This is a genomic window from Kribbella sp. ALI-6-A (assembly GCF_001984195.1).
Taxonomy (GTDB): Bacteria; Actinomycetota; Actinomycetes; order Propionibacteriales; family Kribbellaceae; genus Kribbella.
Window position 1 is genome coordinate 511333 of record NZ_MTQN01000012.1, and the last position, 19035, is coordinate 530367.

Annotated in this window: 16 protein-coding genes; 7 read left to right on the forward strand and 9 right to left on the reverse strand. The window is 70.3% G+C overall.

What is annotated here, in order from left to right; all coding sequences use genetic code 11:
* The first annotated feature begins 37 nt into the window (after positions 1 to 37).
* Positions 38 to 988, forward strand: a complete 951-nt coding sequence (locus BWI15_RS28990; RefSeq protein ID WP_077017729.1) for a UDP-glucuronic acid decarboxylase family protein — start codon at positions 38 to 40, stop codon at positions 986 to 988.
* Here the strand turns inward: BWI15_RS28990 and BWI15_RS28995 are convergent.
* Genes BWI15_RS28995 through BWI15_RS29035 form a run of 9 tightly spaced genes read right to left on the reverse strand, consistent with a single transcriptional unit; the run spans position 972 to position 10857 of the window.
* The gene (locus tag BWI15_RS28995) at positions 972 to 1880 is read right to left on the reverse strand and encodes a glycosyltransferase family 9 protein (RefSeq protein ID WP_083751086.1); all 909 of its coding nucleotides are present in this window, start codon (positions 1878 to 1880) and stop codon (positions 972 to 974) included. The genes BWI15_RS28990 and BWI15_RS28995 overlap by 17 nt on opposite strands.
* A complete protein-coding gene (locus BWI15_RS29000) occupies positions 1877 to 2578 on the reverse strand; it encodes an SDR family oxidoreductase (protein WP_077017730.1) in 702 nt (233 codons plus the stop codon). The genes BWI15_RS28995 and BWI15_RS29000 overlap by 4 nt, the downstream gene beginning before the upstream one ends.
* Entirely contained in the window at positions 2578 to 3960 is a 1383-nt protein-coding gene (locus tag BWI15_RS29005) for a PfkB family carbohydrate kinase (RefSeq protein WP_077017731.1), read from the reverse strand. Before BWI15_RS29005 ends, BWI15_RS29000 begins: the two co-directional genes overlap by 1 nt.
* A complete protein-coding gene (locus tag BWI15_RS39005; protein ID WP_143465939.1) occupies positions 3957 to 4562 on the reverse strand; it encodes a D-sedoheptulose-7-phosphate isomerase in 606 nt (201 codons plus the stop codon). The genes BWI15_RS29005 and BWI15_RS39005 overlap by 4 nt, the downstream gene beginning before the upstream one ends.
* Positions 4562 to 5791 (reverse strand): glycosyltransferase, encoded by a 1230-nt coding sequence (locus tag BWI15_RS29015; protein ID WP_077017733.1) that lies wholly within the window; start codon positions 5789 to 5791, stop codon positions 4562 to 4564. Before BWI15_RS29015 ends, BWI15_RS39005 begins: the two co-directional genes overlap by 1 nt.
* Entirely contained in the window at positions 5788 to 6747 is a 960-nt protein-coding gene (locus BWI15_RS29020; RefSeq protein ID WP_077017734.1) for a glycosyltransferase family 4 protein, read from the reverse strand. The genes BWI15_RS29015 and BWI15_RS29020 overlap by 4 nt, the downstream gene beginning before the upstream one ends.
* Positions 6744 to 7748 (reverse strand): glycosyltransferase family 9 protein, encoded by a 1005-nt coding sequence (locus BWI15_RS29025; RefSeq protein ID WP_077017735.1) that lies wholly within the window; start codon positions 7746 to 7748, stop codon positions 6744 to 6746. Before BWI15_RS29025 ends, BWI15_RS29020 begins: the two co-directional genes overlap by 4 nt.
* Positions 7745 to 9226 (reverse strand): HAD-IIIA family hydrolase, encoded by a 1482-nt coding sequence (locus BWI15_RS29030; protein WP_077017736.1) that lies wholly within the window; start codon positions 9224 to 9226, stop codon positions 7745 to 7747. The genes BWI15_RS29025 and BWI15_RS29030 overlap by 4 nt, the downstream gene beginning before the upstream one ends.
* Positions 9223 to 10857, reverse strand: a complete 1635-nt coding sequence (locus BWI15_RS29035; RefSeq protein WP_077017737.1) for a carbamoyltransferase family protein — start codon at positions 10855 to 10857, stop codon at positions 9223 to 9225. Before BWI15_RS29035 ends, BWI15_RS29030 begins: the two co-directional genes overlap by 4 nt.
* A 202-nt stretch (positions 10858 to 11059) precedes the next feature.
* On the opposite strand from BWI15_RS29035, the gene BWI15_RS29040 reads away from it, so the two are divergent.
* The 6 genes from BWI15_RS29040 (at position 11060) to BWI15_RS29065 (ending at position 19035) form a co-directional block, all read left to right on the forward strand.
* Positions 11060 to 12835: an MBL fold metallo-hydrolase gene (locus tag BWI15_RS29040; RefSeq protein ID WP_077017738.1), complete on the forward strand. Its 1776-nt coding sequence runs from the start codon at positions 11060 to 11062 to the stop codon at positions 12833 to 12835.
* Positions 12832 to 14541 carry a hypothetical protein gene (locus BWI15_RS29045; RefSeq protein ID WP_077017739.1) on the forward strand — a complete coding sequence of 570 codons (1710 nt, stop codon included), beginning with the start codon at positions 12832 to 12834 and terminating at the stop codon, positions 14539 to 14541. The genes BWI15_RS29040 and BWI15_RS29045 overlap by 4 nt, the downstream gene beginning before the upstream one ends.
* Positions 14542 to 14551: 10 nt before the next feature.
* The gene (locus tag BWI15_RS29050; protein WP_077017740.1) at positions 14552 to 15607 is read left to right on the forward strand and encodes a LacI family DNA-binding transcriptional regulator; all 1056 of its coding nucleotides are present in this window, start codon (positions 14552 to 14554) and stop codon (positions 15605 to 15607) included.
* Positions 15608 to 15825: 218 nt separating this feature from the next.
* A complete protein-coding gene (locus tag BWI15_RS29055) occupies positions 15826 to 17193 on the forward strand; it encodes an extracellular solute-binding protein (RefSeq protein ID WP_077017741.1) in 1368 nt (455 codons plus the stop codon).
* Between the two features lie 4 nt (positions 17194 to 17197).
* Complete coding sequence (locus tag BWI15_RS29060) at positions 17198 to 18169, forward strand: carbohydrate ABC transporter permease (protein WP_143465941.1); 972 nt, start codon at positions 17198 to 17200, stop codon at positions 18167 to 18169.
* Positions 18169 to 19035, forward strand: a complete 867-nt coding sequence (locus tag BWI15_RS29065; RefSeq protein WP_143465943.1) for a carbohydrate ABC transporter permease — start codon at positions 18169 to 18171, stop codon at positions 19033 to 19035. The genes BWI15_RS29060 and BWI15_RS29065 overlap by 1 nt, the downstream gene beginning before the upstream one ends.

Below are 19035 nucleotides of genomic sequence, written 5' to 3' on the forward strand. Positions count from 1 at the left end.
CGCCGTTTGTCCACCCCGGCCAGGGGTACTTCGATCCATGCCAATTCACGCGGTCGTCACCGGTGGAGCAGGATTCCTCGGCAGTCATCTGTGCGAACGGCTGCTCCACTCCGGGCACAAGGTCACCTGTCTGGACAACTTCCTCACCGGCAAGCCGGACAACGTCGGCCATCTGCTCGAGGATCCCGGCTTCACCCTCACCCGTTGTGATCTGACCGAGTTCGTGCACGTGCCCGGGCCGGTCGACCTGGTGCTGCACTTCGCGAGCCCGGCGTCGCCGATCGACTACCTGCGGCTGCCGATCCAGACGCTGAAGGTCGGCGCGATCGGGACCTGGCACGCGCTGGGTCTGGCCAAGGACAAGGGCGCCCGGTTCCTGCTCGCCAGCACCTCCGAGGTGTACGGCGACCCGCAGGTGCACCCGCAGCCGGAGGACTACTGGGGCCACGTGAACCCGATCGGCCCGCGGGGCGTGTACGACGAGTCCAAGCGGTACGCCGAGGCGCTCACCACGGCGTACCGGCAAGCCGAGGGCGTCGACACCGCGATCGTGCGGATCTTCAACACCTACGGCCCGCGGATGCGCCCGAACGACGGCCGCGCGATCCCCACCTTCATCCGCCAGGCGCTCGCCGGGGAGCCGCTGACGGTGGCCGGTGACGGCAGCCAGACGCGGTCGGTGTGCCACGTCGACGACACCGTCGAGGGCATTCTGCGGCTGGCGTCCGGCAGCCACGCGGGTCCGGTGAACATCGGCAACCCGGACGAGCGGTCGGTGCTGCGGATCGCCCAGGACGTGATCGCCGCGACCGGTTCGCAGTCGACGATCGAGTTCGTGGACCGGCCGGTCGACGACCCCGGCGTACGGCGTCCGGACACCGCGCTGGCCGAGGAGTTGCTCAGCTGGAAGCCGGCGGTCGACTGGCGGGACGGACTGCGCAGCACGGTCGCCTGGTTCCGCGAGCAGGAGCTCAGCCCAGCGCAGTGACCGCGGCGGCCAGGACGTCGTCGACGCTGATCCTCAGCAACGCTTCGTCCGGCTGGTCCGCATGCGGATCGCCGGGCTCGGTGCCGCGGTAGAGCACGGTGTGCAGTTCGCGATCGATCGCAGGGCCCCACCACTGCGGCGGGGTGGGCCCGAACAGCGTGACAGAGCGCGTGCCCACGGCGGTGGCCAGATGGGCGACTCCGGTGTCGCCGCTGACCAGCAGCGCCGCTCCAGCCACCACCTGTGCCAGTTCGTCCAGGTCGTAGCGTCCGCTCGCGTCCTCGCATCCCGTGGGCTTGCTGATCAATCCACACAGCTCACGCTCATGCCGTCCACCCGTCAGCATCACTCGGCGGCCCGCGCGCTGGAGTTCGGAGACGACGGCGATCCAGCGCTCCGGCGGCCACTGCCGCGCCGTACTGGCTGCGCCCGGGTGGACGAGGACGACATCCGTGGAGAGGGACGGGATGTCCAGCCGCAGATCTTCGGGTGAGCAGTCGCCACCCGCGTCCCGAACCAGCCGGCACCACCGGTCGACCTCGTGCTCGTCGCCCCGCCACACCGTCGTACTGCGATAGCCCGCGTCCGGGCAGTCGAGCGCGATCAGTTCCTCCGGACCGCCGGCGAGCAGCATCCGGTGACTCTGCGGCCCGCGCCCGTGCAGGTTGACGGCAAGGTGCGGTCCAAGACCCAGGCCCGGCGGTGGTCCGGACAGCCCAGGCGTCGGGACCACTTCGTCGACCACACCGAGCCGACGAAGCCAACTCGCCACGGGCTCGGTCCCGGCCAGGACAAGCGGGTGCCCGGGATGACGACGCTTGAGCCCCCGCAACGCCGGTACGCCGGTCAGCGCGTCACCGAGCCCGAGCGCCCGCAGGACGAGGATCGTCACGGCCAGGACGGCTCCGTCGAGGGGGTCACCACCAGCTCGCGGATCTCGATGCCCGGCGGCTGCGACAGCGCGTACGCGACAGTTTCCGCCACGGCGTCCGGATCGTTCAGTACGGCGTCCGGCCCGGGCTTGTATTGGTCCGGGCGCCCGTCGAAGAACGCGGTCTGCATCCCACCCGGGATCAGCATCGTGACTCCGACCCGCCCGGCGGTCTCCACCGCCAGCGCCCGGGTGAAGCCGACCACGCCGAACTTCGACGCGCAGTACGCCGTGGCGTCGCTGAGCGCGCGCAGCCCGAGCGTGGACGCCACGGTCACGATCCGGCCGCGGCTGCGTTCCAGCCGTGGGACCGCGGCACGAGCGATCGCCGCCGTACCGATCAGGTTCACGTTGATCACGCGGACCCAGTCCTCCAGCGAGACGTCGGTGATCAGCCCGCAGGCGTCGGTCCCGGCCGCGGTGACCACACCGGTCAGCGGGCCGATCTGGTCCTCGGCCGCGGCCAGCGCAGGTTCGGCGGCCGACGGATCGGACAGGTCCACCTCGACCCACGGCCCGTCCTCGGCCGGCTTCTGGCGGTCCAGGACGACGGCCGTTCCGCCGCGCTTCTGGACGGCGCGAACCACGGCGGCGCCCAGGCCGCTGGCGCCTCCGGTCACCGCCACACGGGACAGAGCGGAAGGGATCGGCTCGGTCATCACACAGTCCTCTCGTCGATCGGTGTAGTGCGGTTCAGGATGGAGGTGGTGGACCGGCCCGCCAGGTAGGGCACCAGCACGACTCGGCCGCCCCACTCGCTGACCACAGGTGTCTCGGGCAACATCTCGGCGGTGTAGTCACCGCCCTTGGTCCAGATGTCCGGGCGGAGTTCGTCGAGCAGCCGGCACGGGTCGTCGTCGTCGAAGACCGCGACCGCGTCCACACAGCGCAGCGAGCGCAGGACCTGGAGGCGATCGGCGAGCGAATTGACCGGCCGGTCCGGGCCCTTGAGGCGCCGGATGCTGTCGTCGGAGTTGACCAGCACGATCAGCGCGTCGCCCAGCCGGCGAGCGGCTTCCAGGCTGGCGATGTGGCCGGCGTGCAGGACGTCGAAGCAGCCGCCGGTCGCCACCACCTTGCCGCCACCGCCGTGAACCCGTCGGATCACCGCCGCGGCGTCATCCTGCTCGGTGGTCCAGGGGATCCGCAGACCGGCGCCGGCAGGCCCGGAGACGCCTCCTGCGACCAGCCACGCGGCGGTGTCGGAGACCGCCCGCTCGACAGCATCCCGGGCGGTCGCGCCCGAGCCCAGCGCCGCTGCCACCGTGCCGGCGAATCGGTCGCCCGCACCGCAGGCGTCGCCGCGGTGGTCGAACGGCGTGGGCGTGAAGGTGGCCGGTCCACCACCGGCCGCGGTGAACACCCCGTTGCCACCATCGGTCACCGCCACCGCCCAGGCCTGCCACTGGTCACGCAACCGCACCACCAGCTGGTCCGGTTCTCCGGCGGTGTCGCAGAAGTGCTGTGCCTCCGACCGGTTCGGTGTCGCCAGCGTGACGCCAGGCACCGGCTGAGCACCGCGCGGGTGCGGATCCCAGACGACAGCCCGTTGCGACGCCCAGCGCCGCAGTACGCCGTACACCTCCGGGTGGGCCACCACACCGCCGCCGTAGTCCGACACCAGGACGGCGTCCGCCTCCTCCAGCGCTTCCTCGAGCGCCTGCACGTCGCAGGGCCCCTGGATCGCCGGTTCCTCCTTCGGTGGTTCCACATCGAGGCGCAGCAACGACTGCCCGGCACTGCGGACCCGGGTCTTGCAGCGCGTGCCCGACGCGGTCAGGATCGCCGTCACCGGGACCCGCTCGGTCAGCAGCGCCGACAAGCGCTTGGCCGGCTCGTCGTCGGCCAGCGCGGTGAGCAGGCGGACCTCGATCCCCTCCCGCGCGAGCAGACTGGCCGCCAGACCGGCGCCACCGGCGCGTTCGTTCACCGCCCCGATCTCGACGACCGGCACCGGAGCGTCCGGGCAGACGCGGTCCACGTGCCCGTCGATGTCGCGGTCCAGCAGGACGTCGCCGATCACCACTACCCGGATGGTCACACCACCACCTCCTCGTTCGTCTCCCGTACGGCGGGCGACAGGTGCCGCTCGACGATCGCGCACAACGCATGCACCGCGACCAGGTGGATCTCCTGGACCGCCGTCGGCGCCTCGGTCTCCACGGTCAGCGCCTCGTCGGCCACGTCGGCCAACGGGTTCGGGCCCGGACCGGTCATCGCCCAGACCAGCAGCCCGCCGGCGTGGGCCCGTTCGGCTGCGGCCAGCAGGTTCGTACTGCGGCCGCTGGTCGACAGCAGCATCAGGACGTCACCGGGCCGGCCGTGCGCCTGCACCTGGCGAGCGAACACCTCGTCCCCACCGAAGTCGTTGCCGATCGCCGTGGTGCTGGAGGTTTCGGCGTGCAGCGCCAGCGCCGCGAGCGGTGCGCGGTCGGTCTCGAACCGGCCGACCAACTCCGCGGTCAGATGCTGCGCCTCCGCCGCACTGCCTCCGTTGCCTGCGGCAAGCAATCGACCGCCACCGGCGAGATGCGGCGCCAGCTGCCGGCCCCAGCCTTCGATCAGCGCGTTGTGCCGCTCCAGACTGGCCAGGCCGGTCCGCAGGTCGTCCAGGTGCCCGGACAGAGTTCCGAACCTGGCCATCAACGCCTCCTCACCGCGGCGACCGGAGCGGTCAGTCGCTCGTAGACCCGCTCGGTGTCCTCGGCGACCTTGGCCCAGGTGTAGCGCTCGGCCACCCGGTCGGCTGCCGCCTTGCCGAGTTCGGCCCGGCGCCGGGGATCGGCCAGCAGCTCCTTCAGCACGGTCGCGAGCCGGGCGGGGTCACGCGGGGGCACGTGGATGCCGGTGACACCGTCGACGATCGTGTCGAGCAGTCCACCGACCGCCGACCCGACCACGGGCCGCGCGCAGGCCATCGCTTCCAGCGGCACGATGCCGAACGGCTCGTACCACGGTGTGCAGGCGACGACGTCCGCCGAACGCAGCAGCTGCGGCACCAGGTCGCGCGGGACCGCGCCGATCAGCCGCACCCGGCCGGCCACACCGTGGCGTTCGGCCTCGGCGCGCAACCGGCGTACTTCGGGGTCCTGGTCGAAGGCTGCTCCGGCGGGACCGCCGGCGACGACCAGCTCCGCATCGGGAACGCTCGCCAGCGCGGCGATCACGGTGTCGACGCCTTTGCGTTCGACCAGGCGGCTGAGCGACAGGACGCGTCCGCCCTGGCCCTGCCACCAGTCGTCCGGCGTACTGGTCGATGCTTGTGCAAAGAGGGCTGGGTCGACACCGCACGGAACGACATGCATGTTCTGCGCCGGCGCTCCGAGGGCGAGCAGTTCCCGCACCTCATCGGTCGCCGTGGCGATGACGGCGTCGGCGGTCCGGGCCAGCCCGGCCTCCAGCTCCAGCCGCTCCGCCGGGCTGGTGTCCTGCGCTCCCTGGTGGCGCCGCTTGACCACCCCGAGCGCGTGGAAGGTCTGTGCGAACGCAACCGGCACGGTACGCCGTACGCGGTCGCAGGCGACGCCGGACATCCAGAAGTGCGCGTGCACGAGATCAGGGGGCGTGACCGCCCAACGCTCGGCCATCCAGTCGCCGAACGCCGCCATGTACGGCAGCAGCTCGTCCTTCGGGATCTGCCGCGGTGGACCGGCCGGGACGTGGATCACCTCGACGCCGTCGCCGAGCGGGACCCGCTCAGCAAGCTCCGGATCGTCCCGCCGGGTGTAGACCTCGACCGAGTGGCCGCGCCGCGCGAGCGCGGAGGCCAGTGCCGCGACGTGGACGTTCTGCCCACCCGCGTCGGCCGTGCCCAGGCCGGTCGCCAGCACCGCCAGTGGGCTGGCGTGCTCGGACACCATCGCGATCCTCATCGAGCCACCTCCTTCAGCAGTCGTTCCCAGTCGTCCAAGAACCTGTCGAGACCGAACCGCTGCAGCGCGTGCGCCCGGGCCCGCAGGCCGATCTCGCGGGCCTCGTCGGGATCGGCCAGCCACCTGAGCGCCGTCGAGCCGAGCAGCTCCACGTCGGAGCTGACCAGTCCCGCGTCGGCCGGGACCGACTCGGGCGCCGCGGTCGCCGCCAGCACGAGGACCGGCAGGCCCAGCGTCATCGCCTCGATCAGGGACAGGCCGAGGCTGGTCCAGCGATACGGGTGCAGGTAGGCGAAGTGCTGCGCCATCCGGTCGTGCAGCTCGTCCTGGGACAGGTTGTCGACCCCCGCCAGACCAGAACGGATCCGGGCCGTCAGCTCGTCGGTCTTCATCCCGTACACGCTTACCGGGACCTGCTCTGCGATCCGCGCGACCAGGTCGGTCCCGGCGACCCGCCAGCGGCGTACGGGCTCGTTGACGGAGACGACCAGGGAGTCGAGGTCACCGGTGTAGCGGTAGCCGTAGTCCGGTACGCCGTGCTCGACCACCATCGCCGGCGCGACGCCGTTGTCCCACATGGCCCGGTTGAACTCGGTCACGTGGACCACCGGGATGTCGCTGCGCTTGCTGAGCGGGTGGATCCAGTCGTTCACGTCGCCGCGTGGAGTGTTGTGCTCGACGTAGACCGCCGGCACTCCGTGCTCGCCGACGGACCGGCCGGACCAACGCTCGAACAGGTCCACCTCACTCGGCCGCTGCAGCAGAACGACGTCGAAGTCGGCGGTCCGCACTTCCTCGGGCGTCACCTCCCGCACCGAGTCCGGCCAGTGGTAGGTCTGCGCGCGCCCTCTGCCGTCCGGGCCCCGGTCCGGCAGCACCGGGACGTAGTACTCGTGCGGCCCCTGGACGAACGACGTCATCCAGGCCGCATGCACGTGCCAGGCCAGGATCCTCATCCGGCCACCTCCTCGATCAGCTTGCGAACGGCGACCACGACCTCGTCGGCCGAGATCCCGTCCAGGCAGGGATGGCCCGGCACCGGGCAGATCCGGGCGCGGGACGCCGCGCACGGCGCCTGCTGGTCGCCGAGCAGAACGGTGGGCACTCCCCAAGGCGCCCAGGATTCGGCCGGGACGACCGGCGCGAACAGCGACACCACCGGCGTACCGACGGCGGCGGCGAGATGGGCCGGACCGGTGTTGCCGACCACGACGCAGGACGCCGCCTTCAGCAGCGCGGCGAGCTCCCGGAAGCCGGTACGGCCACCGAGATCGATGCCGCCACCGGCCGCGACCTGCGCGGTCAGCCGCCGCTCCGACGCCGCTCCGGTCACCACCACTTGGTGGCCATCAGCAACCAATGCCTCGACCATCGCGCGGGCCGTCGCGGCGCCCGGCGCGCGCGCCGGCACCGAGGCGCCGGGATGGACCACCACAAAAGGCGCTTCAGGCAACGATATGGGCGGTAGGGCGTCGCGGACCGCCAGCCGGCCGTCGTCACCGTCGGGCAGTTCGTAGCCCGCGGCCCGGACCAGGGACAGCGCACGTTCGACCTCGTGGCCCGGTTCCGGATGGTGCCGAAGGTCGAGCAGCGAACCCGGGTAGTCGATGCTCGACGCCCCGATCCACCCCAGCCCGGCCATCCGCAGCAACAGCGCCATCGGCAAGGGACTCTGGTGGAACGACGTCAGGATCAGTGCTCGATGCACGCGCGCCAGCCGCAACGCGTCGACCAGCGTGCTCACGCTGACCGGATCGACGGCCGGCGGATCGAAACCCGTCCACGGACAGGGCCAGACGAAAACGTCGTGCACTCCGGGCAGCAACCGCGCCGCCTGCTCGCCGGACGGGGACACCAGCAGCACCACGCGATCGGTCGCCGCCACGGCACGGATCGCCGGTCCTGCGAGCAGGACGTCGCCGTCGTTGTCCATCCGGCTGATCAGGACGGTCCTCATCGGCACTGCTCCAGCACCAGGTCCACCGCCGTACCGAGATCCGGAGCGACAACGGCGGCCTGCACGATCTCCTCCGGCTGGGTCTTGCCGTTCGGCACCAGCACCGACCGTGCCCCCGCGGCCCGCGCGGCAGCGACGTCCGAGCCGATGTCCCCGACCACAACCACCTGCTCAGGCCGTACGCCGAGCCGCTCCGCGGCCGAGATCACCAGGCCCGCTGCGGGTTTGCGACAGGTGCAGCCGTCGGCCTCGACGTGCGGGCACAGCTGCCAGGTGTCGAACGGTCCGAGCAGTTCGTCCACCCGCTGGTTCACCGCGGCGGCGTCGTCGGCACTGATCAGCCCGCGCCCGATCCCCGACTGGTTCGTCACCACGCCCAGGCGCAGGCCCGCCGCACGCAGCCGAGCGACCGCTTCCTCCGCGCCGTCCACCGGCACGACCTTGGCCGGATCGCCGTTGTACGGCACGTCGTGCACCAGCGTCCCGTCCCGGTCGAACAGCACCGCGCGCACCGGGCCAGGCCACTGCATGCTGCCGCGGTGACGCCACCACCCACGCGTCCGGTGCCAGACCGCGACGAACGGCAGGACCGCCGAGGTCGCGGTCATCCGCTGCAACTCGTTCTTGGTCCGTGGACCGGGAGCGATCCGGCGCCAGGTGAAGTCGGCGGTCAGGGCCAGCCAGCCGGCCAGTCCCGCAGCCGCCGTACGGCGCCGGCCGAGCAGCGTTCCGGCGGTTGCCAACCCCGCGGCAGCGACTGTTGCCAGGTGCCACTTGAACCGGCCGGGCGGGCACTCGGCCAGTTCACGCCAGTGCTTGCCGTAGATCGCGCGCAGCAGGGCATCGTCCGCGTTGCCCCGCTGGACCCGCACGCTGACCCAGAAGTTCTCCTGCCGGACCGGATGGTTCACGAACCGCTCGCCGACCACCAACCGCCCGCCGGTACGCCGTACCCGCAGCGCGAGCTCGGCGTCCTCGCGGTAGGCGCGCGGGAACCGCTCGTCGAAGCCACCCACCCTTTCCAGCACCGACCGCCGGTAGGCCATGTCGGCCGTGGCCCACCTGGCCCCTTCCAGCCCGGCCGTACTGCGCTCCCAGTCCGTCGGCCGCCGGCCGGACGCCCGCGGTACGACGATGCGTCCCTGCACCGCGGCGACCTGATCAGGCTGCCGAAGGTCCTCGACGAGCAGGTCGGACCAGCCGTCCGGCAGCCTGACATCGTCGTCCAGGAAGGCGATCCACTCGGTCGAGGCCGCGCGCCATCCCTTGTTTCTGGCGGCCGCCGGTCCGCGCCCACCGCCGGGCAGCACGAGCACGTCGAGCCCGGTCGCGGTGAGGTCGAGCGGAGGTTCCGCAGCGGCCCGGTCGTCCACGACGTACACCGCTTCGGGCCGGTTCGGCTGCCGCGCCAGATCGGACAGCAAATCGGTGAGGCACGGACGCCCCACAGTGGGTACGACGACCGACCACCGAGTCACCGGAAGGCCCCGGCTCGCCGGACCACGTGCGGACCCAGCACCAGCATGTCGACCGGCGCGGCACCGAACAGCTCCAGCGCGTCGTGCGGACTGTCCACCATCGGCCGTCCGGCGATGTTCAAACTGGTGTTGACCAGAACGGGCAGACCGGTGCGCTGCTCGAACTCCTCCAGCAGCGCGGCCACCAGTGGCTCGTCGGTCCGGTCGACGGTCTGGATCCGGGCCGTGCCGTCGACGTGCACGACCGCGGGGATCCGCTCCTGCCAGGCCGGGACGACGTCGTGCACGAACAGCATGTACGGGCTGGGCAACGGCCCGACGAAGATGTCGGCGGCCCGTTCGGCCAGCACCAGCGGCGCGACCGGGCGGAACTGCTCACGGCCCTTGATGTCGTTGAGCCGCTCGAGATTCTCCTTGCGGCCCGGGTGAGCCAGCAGCGAGCGGTGTCCGAGAGCGCGCGGTCCGTACTCGGCCCGGCCCTGGAACCACGCGATGATCTGGTCGTCCGCCAGCGCCTGCGCCACCACCGCGGCCAGGTCGCGCGGAGTCTCGAAGGGAAGCGCCGCCTGCCGCAGCCGCGCGGCCAGCTCCTCGTCGCTGAACCCCCGGCCCAGCGCGGGCGTCGCCATCGGCTCCGGGCGTCCCTCCTCCGCACTGAGCTGCAGGGCGGCGCCCAGCGACGTACCGGCGTCACCGGCGGCGGGCTGCACCCAGACGTGCTCGTAGGGACCGCTGCGGGCGAGGACGGAGTTCGCGACGCAGTTGAGGGCCGTGCCACCGGCCATGGTCAGCGCCTTCGCACCGGTCTGCTCGTGCAGCCAGCGAGCCAAGTCCAGCAGCACTTCTTCGAGTCTGCGCTGCACGCTGCAGGCCAGATCCGCGTGCGCGTCGATCAGGTCCTCGCCCGGAGCGACCTTCGGGGCATACGCCGCCCAGTCGATCTTCTCGGTGACGAAGCCACCGCCGTCGGTGGCGCGGACCAGCTCGCGGAAGTCGCCCAGATGACGCGGCTTGCCGTAGGAGGCCAGCGCCATCACCTTGTACTCGTCGCTGGACCGCAGGAACCCCAGGTGTTCGGTCAGGTCCTCGTACAGCAGTCCGAGCGAGTGCGGCAGGTCCTGCGCGGCCAGGATCTCGAGCTTCGGGCCGTCGTACCGGCCGGCCAGGTGGGACGCCCGTTCGCCGCGGCCGTCCAGCACCAGACAAGCACTCTCCCGGTACGGCGCCGCGAGGCCGGCCGACGCCGCGTGCGCGACGTGGTGCGGCACAAAGCGCACCTTGTCCGGGTCGAGCCCGGGCAACGCGGCGGCGAGGAAACGTGGAGCCCGCCGCGCGTAGTCGGTCCGGACGGCGTCCCCGGGATCGGTGACCCCCAGTCCTTCCAGGTCGACGCACAGCGAGGGATCGAAGGAGTAGCCGACCGCGTCGATGTCCTCCGGTTTCAGCCCGGCTTCGTCCAGGCACCAGCGGATCGCCTGCTCCGGCAGCTCCCAGGCGGACCAGGGCACCGGCCGTTTGCCGTGCTTGCGGCGGCTGAACCGTTCCTCCTCCGCTGCCGCGACGATCCGGCCGTCGACAACCAGCGCGGCGGACGGATCGTGAAAGATGGCGTTGACGCCGAGAACCCGCATCGGGTCCACCTCCTGAAATCGCCTCACCGGGGCCACGGAGGTACCCATGCCCCGGCCGCATACACCCGCAGTAGCGCTGCTTCGGGGCGCCGAGCGGGAAGCGCTACTGCGTGAAGCGCTTACCCGTGAATCCGCCCGGCATGTGGAATCGTTTTCATATGAACTTGCCAAGTCCCCCCAAGCGTTGCTTAGGCTGCTGAGTGTGACCACCCATCGCCGCACGGTCGGCCCGAACGTGCTGGCTGTCGACGACACCTGCGTCGTCTATCTGCACGTCGATCCCGTCCGCCGGACCGCCGTGGCCGTGGACGCCGGATCCGGCCGCTGGCTGGACCACCTCGACGAGTACGGCGTGGACTCGGTGACCGACGTGATCGTCACCCACCACCACCGCGACCAGGTCGAGGGCTTGCCGCTGCTGGCCGCGGCCGGCGCCCGGATCTGGGTCCCGGAGAACGAGGCGAGCCTGATCGACGACGTCGACCGCAACTGGCAGCGCCGCCCGGTGGCGAACAACTACGACCTGCGCCTCGACCGCTTCTCGCTGCTGGAGTCCGTCCCGGTCACCGGAGTCATGAAGGACTACAGCACCACCCGGATCGGCCACCTCGACGTCACGACCGTCCCGACGCCCGGGCACACCCCCGGCAGCGTCACCTACCTGATCGGCGGTCAGGCCTTCGTCGGCGACCTGATCCACAGCCCCGGCAAGGTCTGGTCCGCGGCCGCCCTGCAGTGGTCGTACGTCGGTCTCGAAGGCGCGGCGCTCACCATGGCGTCGCTGACCCAGTTGCTCGACCACCATCCGACGGTGCTGCTGCCCAGTCACGGCGAACCGATGACCGACCCGGCCGCCGCCGCCGAGCAGACCTGCCGCACGCTCGCCGACCTGTACCACGTCCGGATGGGCTTCGGCACCGACATTCTGAACAAGCTGGACAAACCGTTCGTGCAGCTCAGCCCGCACCTGCTGATGAACCGGACCAGCGAGTCCCGCTGCTACGTGCTGCTGAGCGACGCCGGTACGGCGCTGATGATCGACTTCGGCTACGACCTCACCACCGGCATCCCGCAGGGCGGCGAGCGGTTCACCGTCCGGCCGTGGCTTCCCAGCCTGCGCGCCCTGCGCAGGGATTACGGCATCGACAAGATCGAGGTCGCCGTCCCCACGCACTACCACGACGACCACGTCGCCGGGTTCAACCTGCTGCGCGAGGTGCACGGCACGGAAGTGTGGGCCTCCAGCCTGGTCGCCGACGTCCTGGAGAACCCGTCGCAGTACGACCTGCCGTGCCTTTGGTACGAGCCGATCCACTGCGAGCGGCACATCCCGGACGGCACCAGCGTGCGCTGGCGGGAGTACGAGCTCGAGATGCACGCGCTGCCCGGGCACACGCTCTACGCGTCGGCGATCGGCTTCACCGTGGACGGGCGGCGCGTGCTGGCCACCGGCGACCAGCAGACCGGCACATGGGTTCCCGGAGCGCTGCCCGAGATCCCCAACTTCCAGTACGCGAACCTGTTCCGGCCCGACGACTTCGCCGCTTCGGCCGCGCTCTACCAGCGGTTGCAGCCGGAGCTGATGATCACCGGGCACTGGGAGCCGCGGCTGGTCGAGCAGGACTACCTGGACGAGCTCACGACGGTTGGAGCCGAGGTCGCTCGGGTCCACCGGGCGCTGCTCCAGCCCGACGATCCAGTCTTCGGCGGCAGCACCCGCATCACGCCGTACCGAATCGAAGCGGTGCACGGAGTGCCGTTCGAGGTGTCCGTGGAGACGGCGGACTCCGTCCAGTTGGTGGTACCCCCCGACTGGACCTGCAAACAGGTCGACGACCGGACCTTTCTGGTCGTGCCGTACGTGCGGCAACCGGTCCGCCGGGCGCGGATCGCCGCCGCTGTCACCCGCGACGGCCGCTACCTCGGTCAGCTGGCCGAGGCGCTGGTCGACGTTCGCCTGCCTGAGGAGAGTTCGTGAGAATTGGCGACTACGTGGTCGAGGTCAACACCGCCAAGGCGTACGCCGCGGTGCACGGGACCGACGGCCGGCCCTGGTTCGCGTTGCGGCTGCACGCGTCGCTCGACACCGTCGGCGGCCTCGACGAGAGCTACGGCCAGATCGTGGTCGAGGAGGCCCGGCACCCCGGTGAGCTGGTCCTGACCGCCACCAGCCGCAGCACCGTGTGGGACAGCCGGATCACCACGGTCCGCTTCCTGCCGGACCGGATCGAGTCCTCCACCACGGTCACCGGCAGCGGCCGCATCACCGACATGCACCTGCTGGGCGGACGCCGTACGCCGCGAGGCTTCCTGCCCAGCGGGTCGCACCTCGTCCAGGCCTACTCGCCGAATCCGGACCACCCGACCCGCGTGCTGCGCGACGCCCTGGAGCCGGCCACGATCGGGCCGTGCGGCGAGGGCAGCGAACCGGGCATCGAGCGCTGGCTGTTCTCCCCCGCGCCCTGGTGCTTCGCGGTGACGCCCGACTCGAAGCAGTGGTTCGGCCTGAGCCTCGTCGCACCGATCGACGAGCAGACCTTCACGAACTACAACTACGCCCCGGTCACCGGCGGGTTCTCGCTCCGGCTGGACTACGAGGGCCAGACCACCGTCGACGGCTCCTTCCGTACGCCGCTGCTGGTGGTGCACCTCGGCGGCAAGGACCCGGAGGACGTGCTCGTCCGGCACCGCGCGCTGCTCGACGAGTACGGCGTCGTCCCGCGGCGTACGGCACAGAAACAGGACTGGTGGCAGGGAACCATCTTCTGCGGGTGGGGTGCCCAGTGCGCGATCTCGGCCCGCACCGGCGAGGCGCCGCAGCCACTGGCCACGCAGGTCAACTACGACCGGTTCCTGACCAGGCTGGCCAGGCAGGGCATCGTGCCGCAGACCGTGGTGGTGGACGACAAGTGGCAGGAGGCGTACGCGACCTGCCGGCCCGACCCGGCGAAATGGACCGACCTGCGCGGCTGGATCGCCGAACGGCACGCGGCAGGTCAGCGCGTTCTGCTGTGGTGGAAGGCGTGGGACGAGGAAGGCGCACCCGCCGACGCGTGCATCCTCGACGCGGACGGCCATCCGGTCGGCCTGGATCCCGAGTCTCCCGCCTGCCGTGCGCTGATCGTGGACGCGGTCGAGTACATGCTGTCGGCCGACGGCCTGGACGCGGACGGCTTCAAGATCGACTTCACCGCGCGGACGCCGTCCGGATCGTCGCTGAAGCACAGCGGTTCGCGCTGGGGCAACGCGCTGCTGCACGAACAGCTGCGGCTGGTGTACGACACGGCCAAGCGGGTCAAGCCCGAGGCGCTCGTCGTCACCCACACGCCGAACCCGGCGTTCATCGACGTGACCGACATGATCCGGCTGAACGACGTCCTGCGCGCGGCGGACACCGCCGAGCCGGGCTACGTGGCCCGCCACATGACGTACCGGGCCGGCGTGGTCCGCGCGACGTGTCCCGAGCTGGGCATCGACACCGACGGCTGGATGATGCCGAGCCACGCCGAGTGGCGCGAGTACCTGAAGATCCAGCACGGATTGGGCGTTCCGGCGCTGTACTACGTGGACGGCACCGACACCGACCGGCACGACTTCGGTCCGGACGACTTCGCCGCCATCGCCGAGAGCTGGCGCAGCTTCGGCGCGGCCGCCCGGGAGGTGGCCGCCCAGGAGACGCTCTAGACTGCCGCCCATGAACCCGCGGGGGCAGCAGGCAGGCAGTCCGCGTCCAGGGGCAGCGGTCAAACGGCCGACCGTCCAGGACGTCGCCCGTGAGGCCGGGGTTTCACCGTCAACGGTTTCCCGCGCACTGCACACCCGTGGTTACGCATCTCCGGAAGTGCGCGACCGGGTCCGGGCCGCGGCCGACAAGATCGGCTACGTGCTGGACCACAACGCGCGCAACCTGCGCAGCCGGACGTCCACGTCGATCGGCGTCCTGATCTCCGACCTGCGCAACCCCTTCTACGCCGACCTGGCGGCCGGCATCGAGGAGGAGTTGCGCGCGGCGGAGTACCAGATGGTGCTGGTCAACGACAACGGCGATCCCGAAGAAGAGATGCGGGCGGCCGAGACGCTGCTGGCGATGCGGGTGCCGGGTGTGATCGTCACCCCGGTGACCGCCGCGTGCCCGCGGATCCTGCAGGACAACGGCGTGCACGTGGTGTGCGCGGACCGTGAGCTGGGCCGGTCCGGCAGCGACGTGGTGCTGAGCGACAACAAGGCCGGCGCGCGCGAGCTGACCGAGCACCTGATCGGGCTGGGCCACACCCGGATCGGGCTGCTGATCGACGAGACCAAGTGGTCCACCGGCGCGGGCCGGCTGGCCGGCTTCCGGGCCGCGCACGCCGACCACGGGCTCGAGGTGGACGAGAACCTGATCGCCTTCACCAGCTTCGACGCCGACGCGGCCCAGCAGACCACGCGCCGGCTGCTGAACGAGCAGCACGTCACCGCGATCATCTCGGCGAACAACGTGCTGGCCCAGGGCGCGCTGGCCGAGATCAAGGATCGGCGGCTCAAGATCCCCCGCCAGCTCAGCCTCGCGGCGTACGACGACGTGCCGTGGATGTCGCTGGTCCAGCCGGCGCTGACCACCGTCGACCAGCACACGGTCGACCTGGGCCGGGCCGGCGCCCGGCTGCTGTTGTCCCGCATCCGCGGCGAGCTGCCCGCCCGCCGCCGCATCGTCCGGGTCGCTCCCCGGATGATCGTCCGGGGCTCCACCGGCCCCGCGCCCACCGCCTGACCCGCGGATCCTCCCGCTCGGCGCCCACCGCCGGACCCCCGCGCCCTCCCGCTCGGCGCCCACCGGTTTGTCAGCGGGTACCGATGAATCGTTATCCATCCCCGGACCTCTGATGCATTGACGGCAGCTCGTCGGTGCGCATACGGTTCCTGGCATCGAATGTGGCATCGATGCCACATTCGCCAGGTGTTGATCCCCTGTGAGGTAAGGAGCACGCAATGAAGCATCTCCGCCTGCCCGTGGTACTGGCAGCGAGCGCGCTGGTACTGACGTCCTGCGCCGGCGTCGGCGGCAAGGAGGACGAGGGTGGCGGCGGGGAGAGCTCCGCCGGCTCCACGCCGTCGGGCACGCTGAACGTGATGGGTTTCAGCGGTGAGGACGAGGTGGCCCAGTCGCGGATCGCCGCGTTCAAGGCCGCCTACCCCGGCGTGACGGTGAAGAACAACAAGGGCGACTTCGACCCCCAGCAGTTCCTCACCGCGGTCTCCAGCGGCAACGCGCCGGACGTGGTCTACATGGCCCGCAACCTGATCGGCACCTACGCCGCCAAGGGCGCGATCCAGCCACTGGACGACTGCATCAAGAACAACGAGATCGACACCGGCCAGTACCGCGAGGCCGCGATGAACGAGGTCAAGCTCAAGGACAAGACCTACGGCATCCCGGAGTTCTACACCGTCACCGCGAACCTGATCAACGCCAAGGCGCTGAAGTCGGCCGGCGTCCAGGTCTCCGACATCCAGACCACCGACTGGGACAAGCTCGAGCAGACCGCGAAGAAGCTCTACAAGGCCAAGAACGGCCGCCCGGCCCGGATCGGCTACGACCCGCGGATGCCGGACTTCTTCCCGCTCTGGGCGATGAACAACGGCGCCGAGCTGGTCAAGCCCGGTGGCGAGCCGAACCTGAACGACCCGAAGGCGGTCGAGGCGCTCACCTTCGCGATCAAGCTGGTCCAGGACCAGGGCGGCTGGTCGAACTTCAAGACCTTCCGCGACACCTTCGACATCTTCGGCGAGAAGAACCAGTTCACCCAAGACCAGCTCGGCGTGATGCCGATCGAGAACTGGTACGTCAACGTGCTGCGCGACGCCCGCAAGAACGGCCTCGAGCTGGCCTCCACGCCGTTCACCGACCGGCAGGGCCAGCAGATCAGCACCCTCGGCGGCAGCGCCTGGGTGGTGCCGAAGGGCGCGAAGAACTTCGACGCCGCCTGCAAGTGGGCCAAGACGCTGACCTCGGTGGAGACCTGGCACAAGGCGGCCGAGGCGCGGATGCAGACCGTGGCCAAGGACAAGAGCTTCTTCACCGGCCTGTTCACCGGCAACAAGGTGGCCGACGAGGAGATCAAGACCAAGTACCTCAAGCCGACCGGTGACGCCGGCTTCGACCAGGCGATCGAGAACTACTACTCCGCGCTCGACAAGGCCAAGTCGCTGAACCCGTCGGCGGCCGGCGCCGAGATCGAGGCGGCCTGGAAGAACGCGGTCGGCAAGGCCCTGGGCGGTACGGCGACCCCGCAGGCGGCCCTGGACCAGGCGCAGACCGAGGCGAAGGCCGCCTTCGACAAGGCGAGCCAGGGCTGACCTCGTGACGGCAACCGTGGAGCAGGTCGCGACGGACGGGCAGGCCGAGCCCGTCCGCCGTGGCCGCCGTCCGCAGCGCAGCCCGCTGGCCCGGCAGGAGGACCGGGCCGGCTGGATGTTCGTGGCGCCCTGGGTGATCGGCTTCCTGGTCTTCACCGCCGGGCCGATGATCGCCAGCCTGGTGCTGTCGTTCACCGACTACCAGATGATCCAGGCCCCGCAGTCGGTCGGCCTGGACAACTACCGCGAGCTGTTCAACGACCCGCGGGTGCTGAAGTCGCTGAGCAACACCTTCGTGTACGCCGCGATGTTCGTGCCGCTGGGCACGATCTTCGCGCTGGTGCTGGCGATGATGCTGATGCGCGTCGGCAAGGCCGGCGGCTTCTTCCGGACCGCCTTCTACCTGCCGGAGATGACCCCCGCGGTCGCCGCCGGCGCGATGTTCCTGCTGCTGCTGAACGGCCAGCAGGGCCTGGTGAACAAGGTGCTCGGCTGGGTCGGCATCAACGGACCGAACTGGACCACCGATCCGAACTGGCTGAAACCGTCGCTGGCGATGGTCAGCCTGTGGACGCTCGGCGGCACGGTGGTGATCTACCTGGCCGCGCTGAACGGCGTACCGAAGCAGTTGTACGAGGCGGCCGATCTCGACGGCGCCGGGCCGCTGACGAAGTTCTTCCGGATCACCGTGCCGATGATCTCGGGCGCGTTGTTCTTCACCGTGATCACCAACACGATCGCGGCGATGCAGATGTTCGACCAGGCCTACACGATGTTCTACGGCCCGCAGCAGAAGGCCTCGGCGTCGGAGGAGTCGCTGGTCTACATGGTCTACCTGTTCCAGAACGCCTTCCAGTTCTTCAAGATGGGCTTCGCCTCGGCGATGGCCTGGCTGCTGTTCGTGATCATCCTGCTGATCACCTTCCTGCAGTTCCGGATCGGCAACCGCTACGTCTACTACCACGGGGAGCGCTGATGGCCACCACCACTGCCGCGTCCCCGGGTGCCCCGTCGCGGTTCGACATCCGCCGGCTGCCGTTCCTGATCTTTCTCACCGCGGCGACGTTCGCGTTCGTGTATCCGCTGGTCTGGCTGGTCAGCGCGTCGCTGAAGCCCCGGTCGCAGGTGTTCGACAACGAACTGATCCCGCGGGTCTTCCAGCCGGAGAACTACGCCCGGGTGTTCGACACGGCACCGGTGATGCGCTGGCTGGTCAATTCGCTGACGGTCGGCTTCATGGCCGCGGCGGCGGTCACGCTGTCCAGCGCGCTGGTCGCGTTCGGCTTCGCGTACTTCCGGTTCCGTGGCCGCAACCTGCTGTTCGGCGTGCTGCTGTCGACGATGATGCTGCCGGGCGCGGTGACGATGATCCCGGTGTATCTGATCTGGAACCGCCTCGGCATGATCGACACCCAGATCCCGCTGTGGGCGCAGAACCTGTTCGGCTCGGCGTTCTACGTGTTCCTGCTCCGGCAGTTCTTCCTCGGCATCCCGCGCGAACTGTTCGAAGCGGCCCGGGTGGACGGCTGCGGCTACTTCAGCATGTTCCGCCGGATCGCGTTCCCGCTGTGCAAGCCGGCGCTGGTGATCGTGTTCGTCTTCGAGTTCAAGGCCAGCTGGTCGGACCTGATGAAACCGCTGATCTACCTGCAGACGCCGGACTACTTCACGATGCCGCGCGGCCTGAAGTCGATCATCGACGCGTTCGCGCTGTCCGGCCACTACGAGTGGGAGATCGCGATCGCGGCGAGCGTGATCGCGGTGGTTCCGATGATCGTGCTGTTCGCCTTCGGCCAGCGCTACATTCTCGACGGCGTGGCGACCACCGCGCAGAAGGGCTGA

Excerpts from the sequence above, each read along its gene's own strand:
- BWI15_RS39005 (WP_143465939.1), bottom strand. The coding sequence starts at position 4,562 with ATGGCCAGGTTCGGAACTCTGTCCGGGCACCTGGACGACCTGCGGACC.
- BWI15_RS29000 (WP_077017730.1), bottom strand. The coding sequence starts at position 2,578 with ATGACCGAGCCGATCCCTTCCGCTCTGTCCCGTGTGGCGGTGACCGGA.
- BWI15_RS28990 (WP_077017729.1), top strand. The coding sequence starts at position 38 with ATGCCAATTCACGCGGTCGTCACCGGTGGAGCAGGATTCCTCGGCAGT.
- BWI15_RS29065 (WP_143465943.1), top strand. The coding sequence starts at position 18,169 with ATGGCCACCACCACTGCCGCGTCCCCGGGTGCCCCGTCGCGGTTCGAC.
- BWI15_RS29020 (WP_077017734.1), bottom strand. The coding sequence starts at position 6,747 with ATGAGGATCCTGGCCTGGCACGTGCATGCGGCCTGGATGACGTCGTTC.
- BWI15_RS29050 (WP_077017740.1), top strand. The coding sequence starts at position 14,552 with ATGAACCCGCGGGGGCAGCAGGCAGGCAGTCCGCGTCCAGGGGCAGCG.
- BWI15_RS29025 (WP_077017735.1), bottom strand. The coding sequence starts at position 7,748 with ATGAGGACCGTCCTGATCAGCCGGATGGACAACGACGGCGACGTCCTG.
- BWI15_RS29055 (WP_077017741.1), top strand. The coding sequence starts at position 15,826 with ATGAAGCATCTCCGCCTGCCCGTGGTACTGGCAGCGAGCGCGCTGGTA.
- BWI15_RS29035 (WP_077017737.1), bottom strand. The coding sequence starts at position 10,857 with ATGCGGGTTCTCGGCGTCAACGCCATCTTTCACGATCCGTCCGCCGCG.
- BWI15_RS29015 (WP_077017733.1), bottom strand. The coding sequence starts at position 5,791 with ATGAGGATCGCGATGGTGTCCGAGCACGCCAGCCCACTGGCGGTGCTG.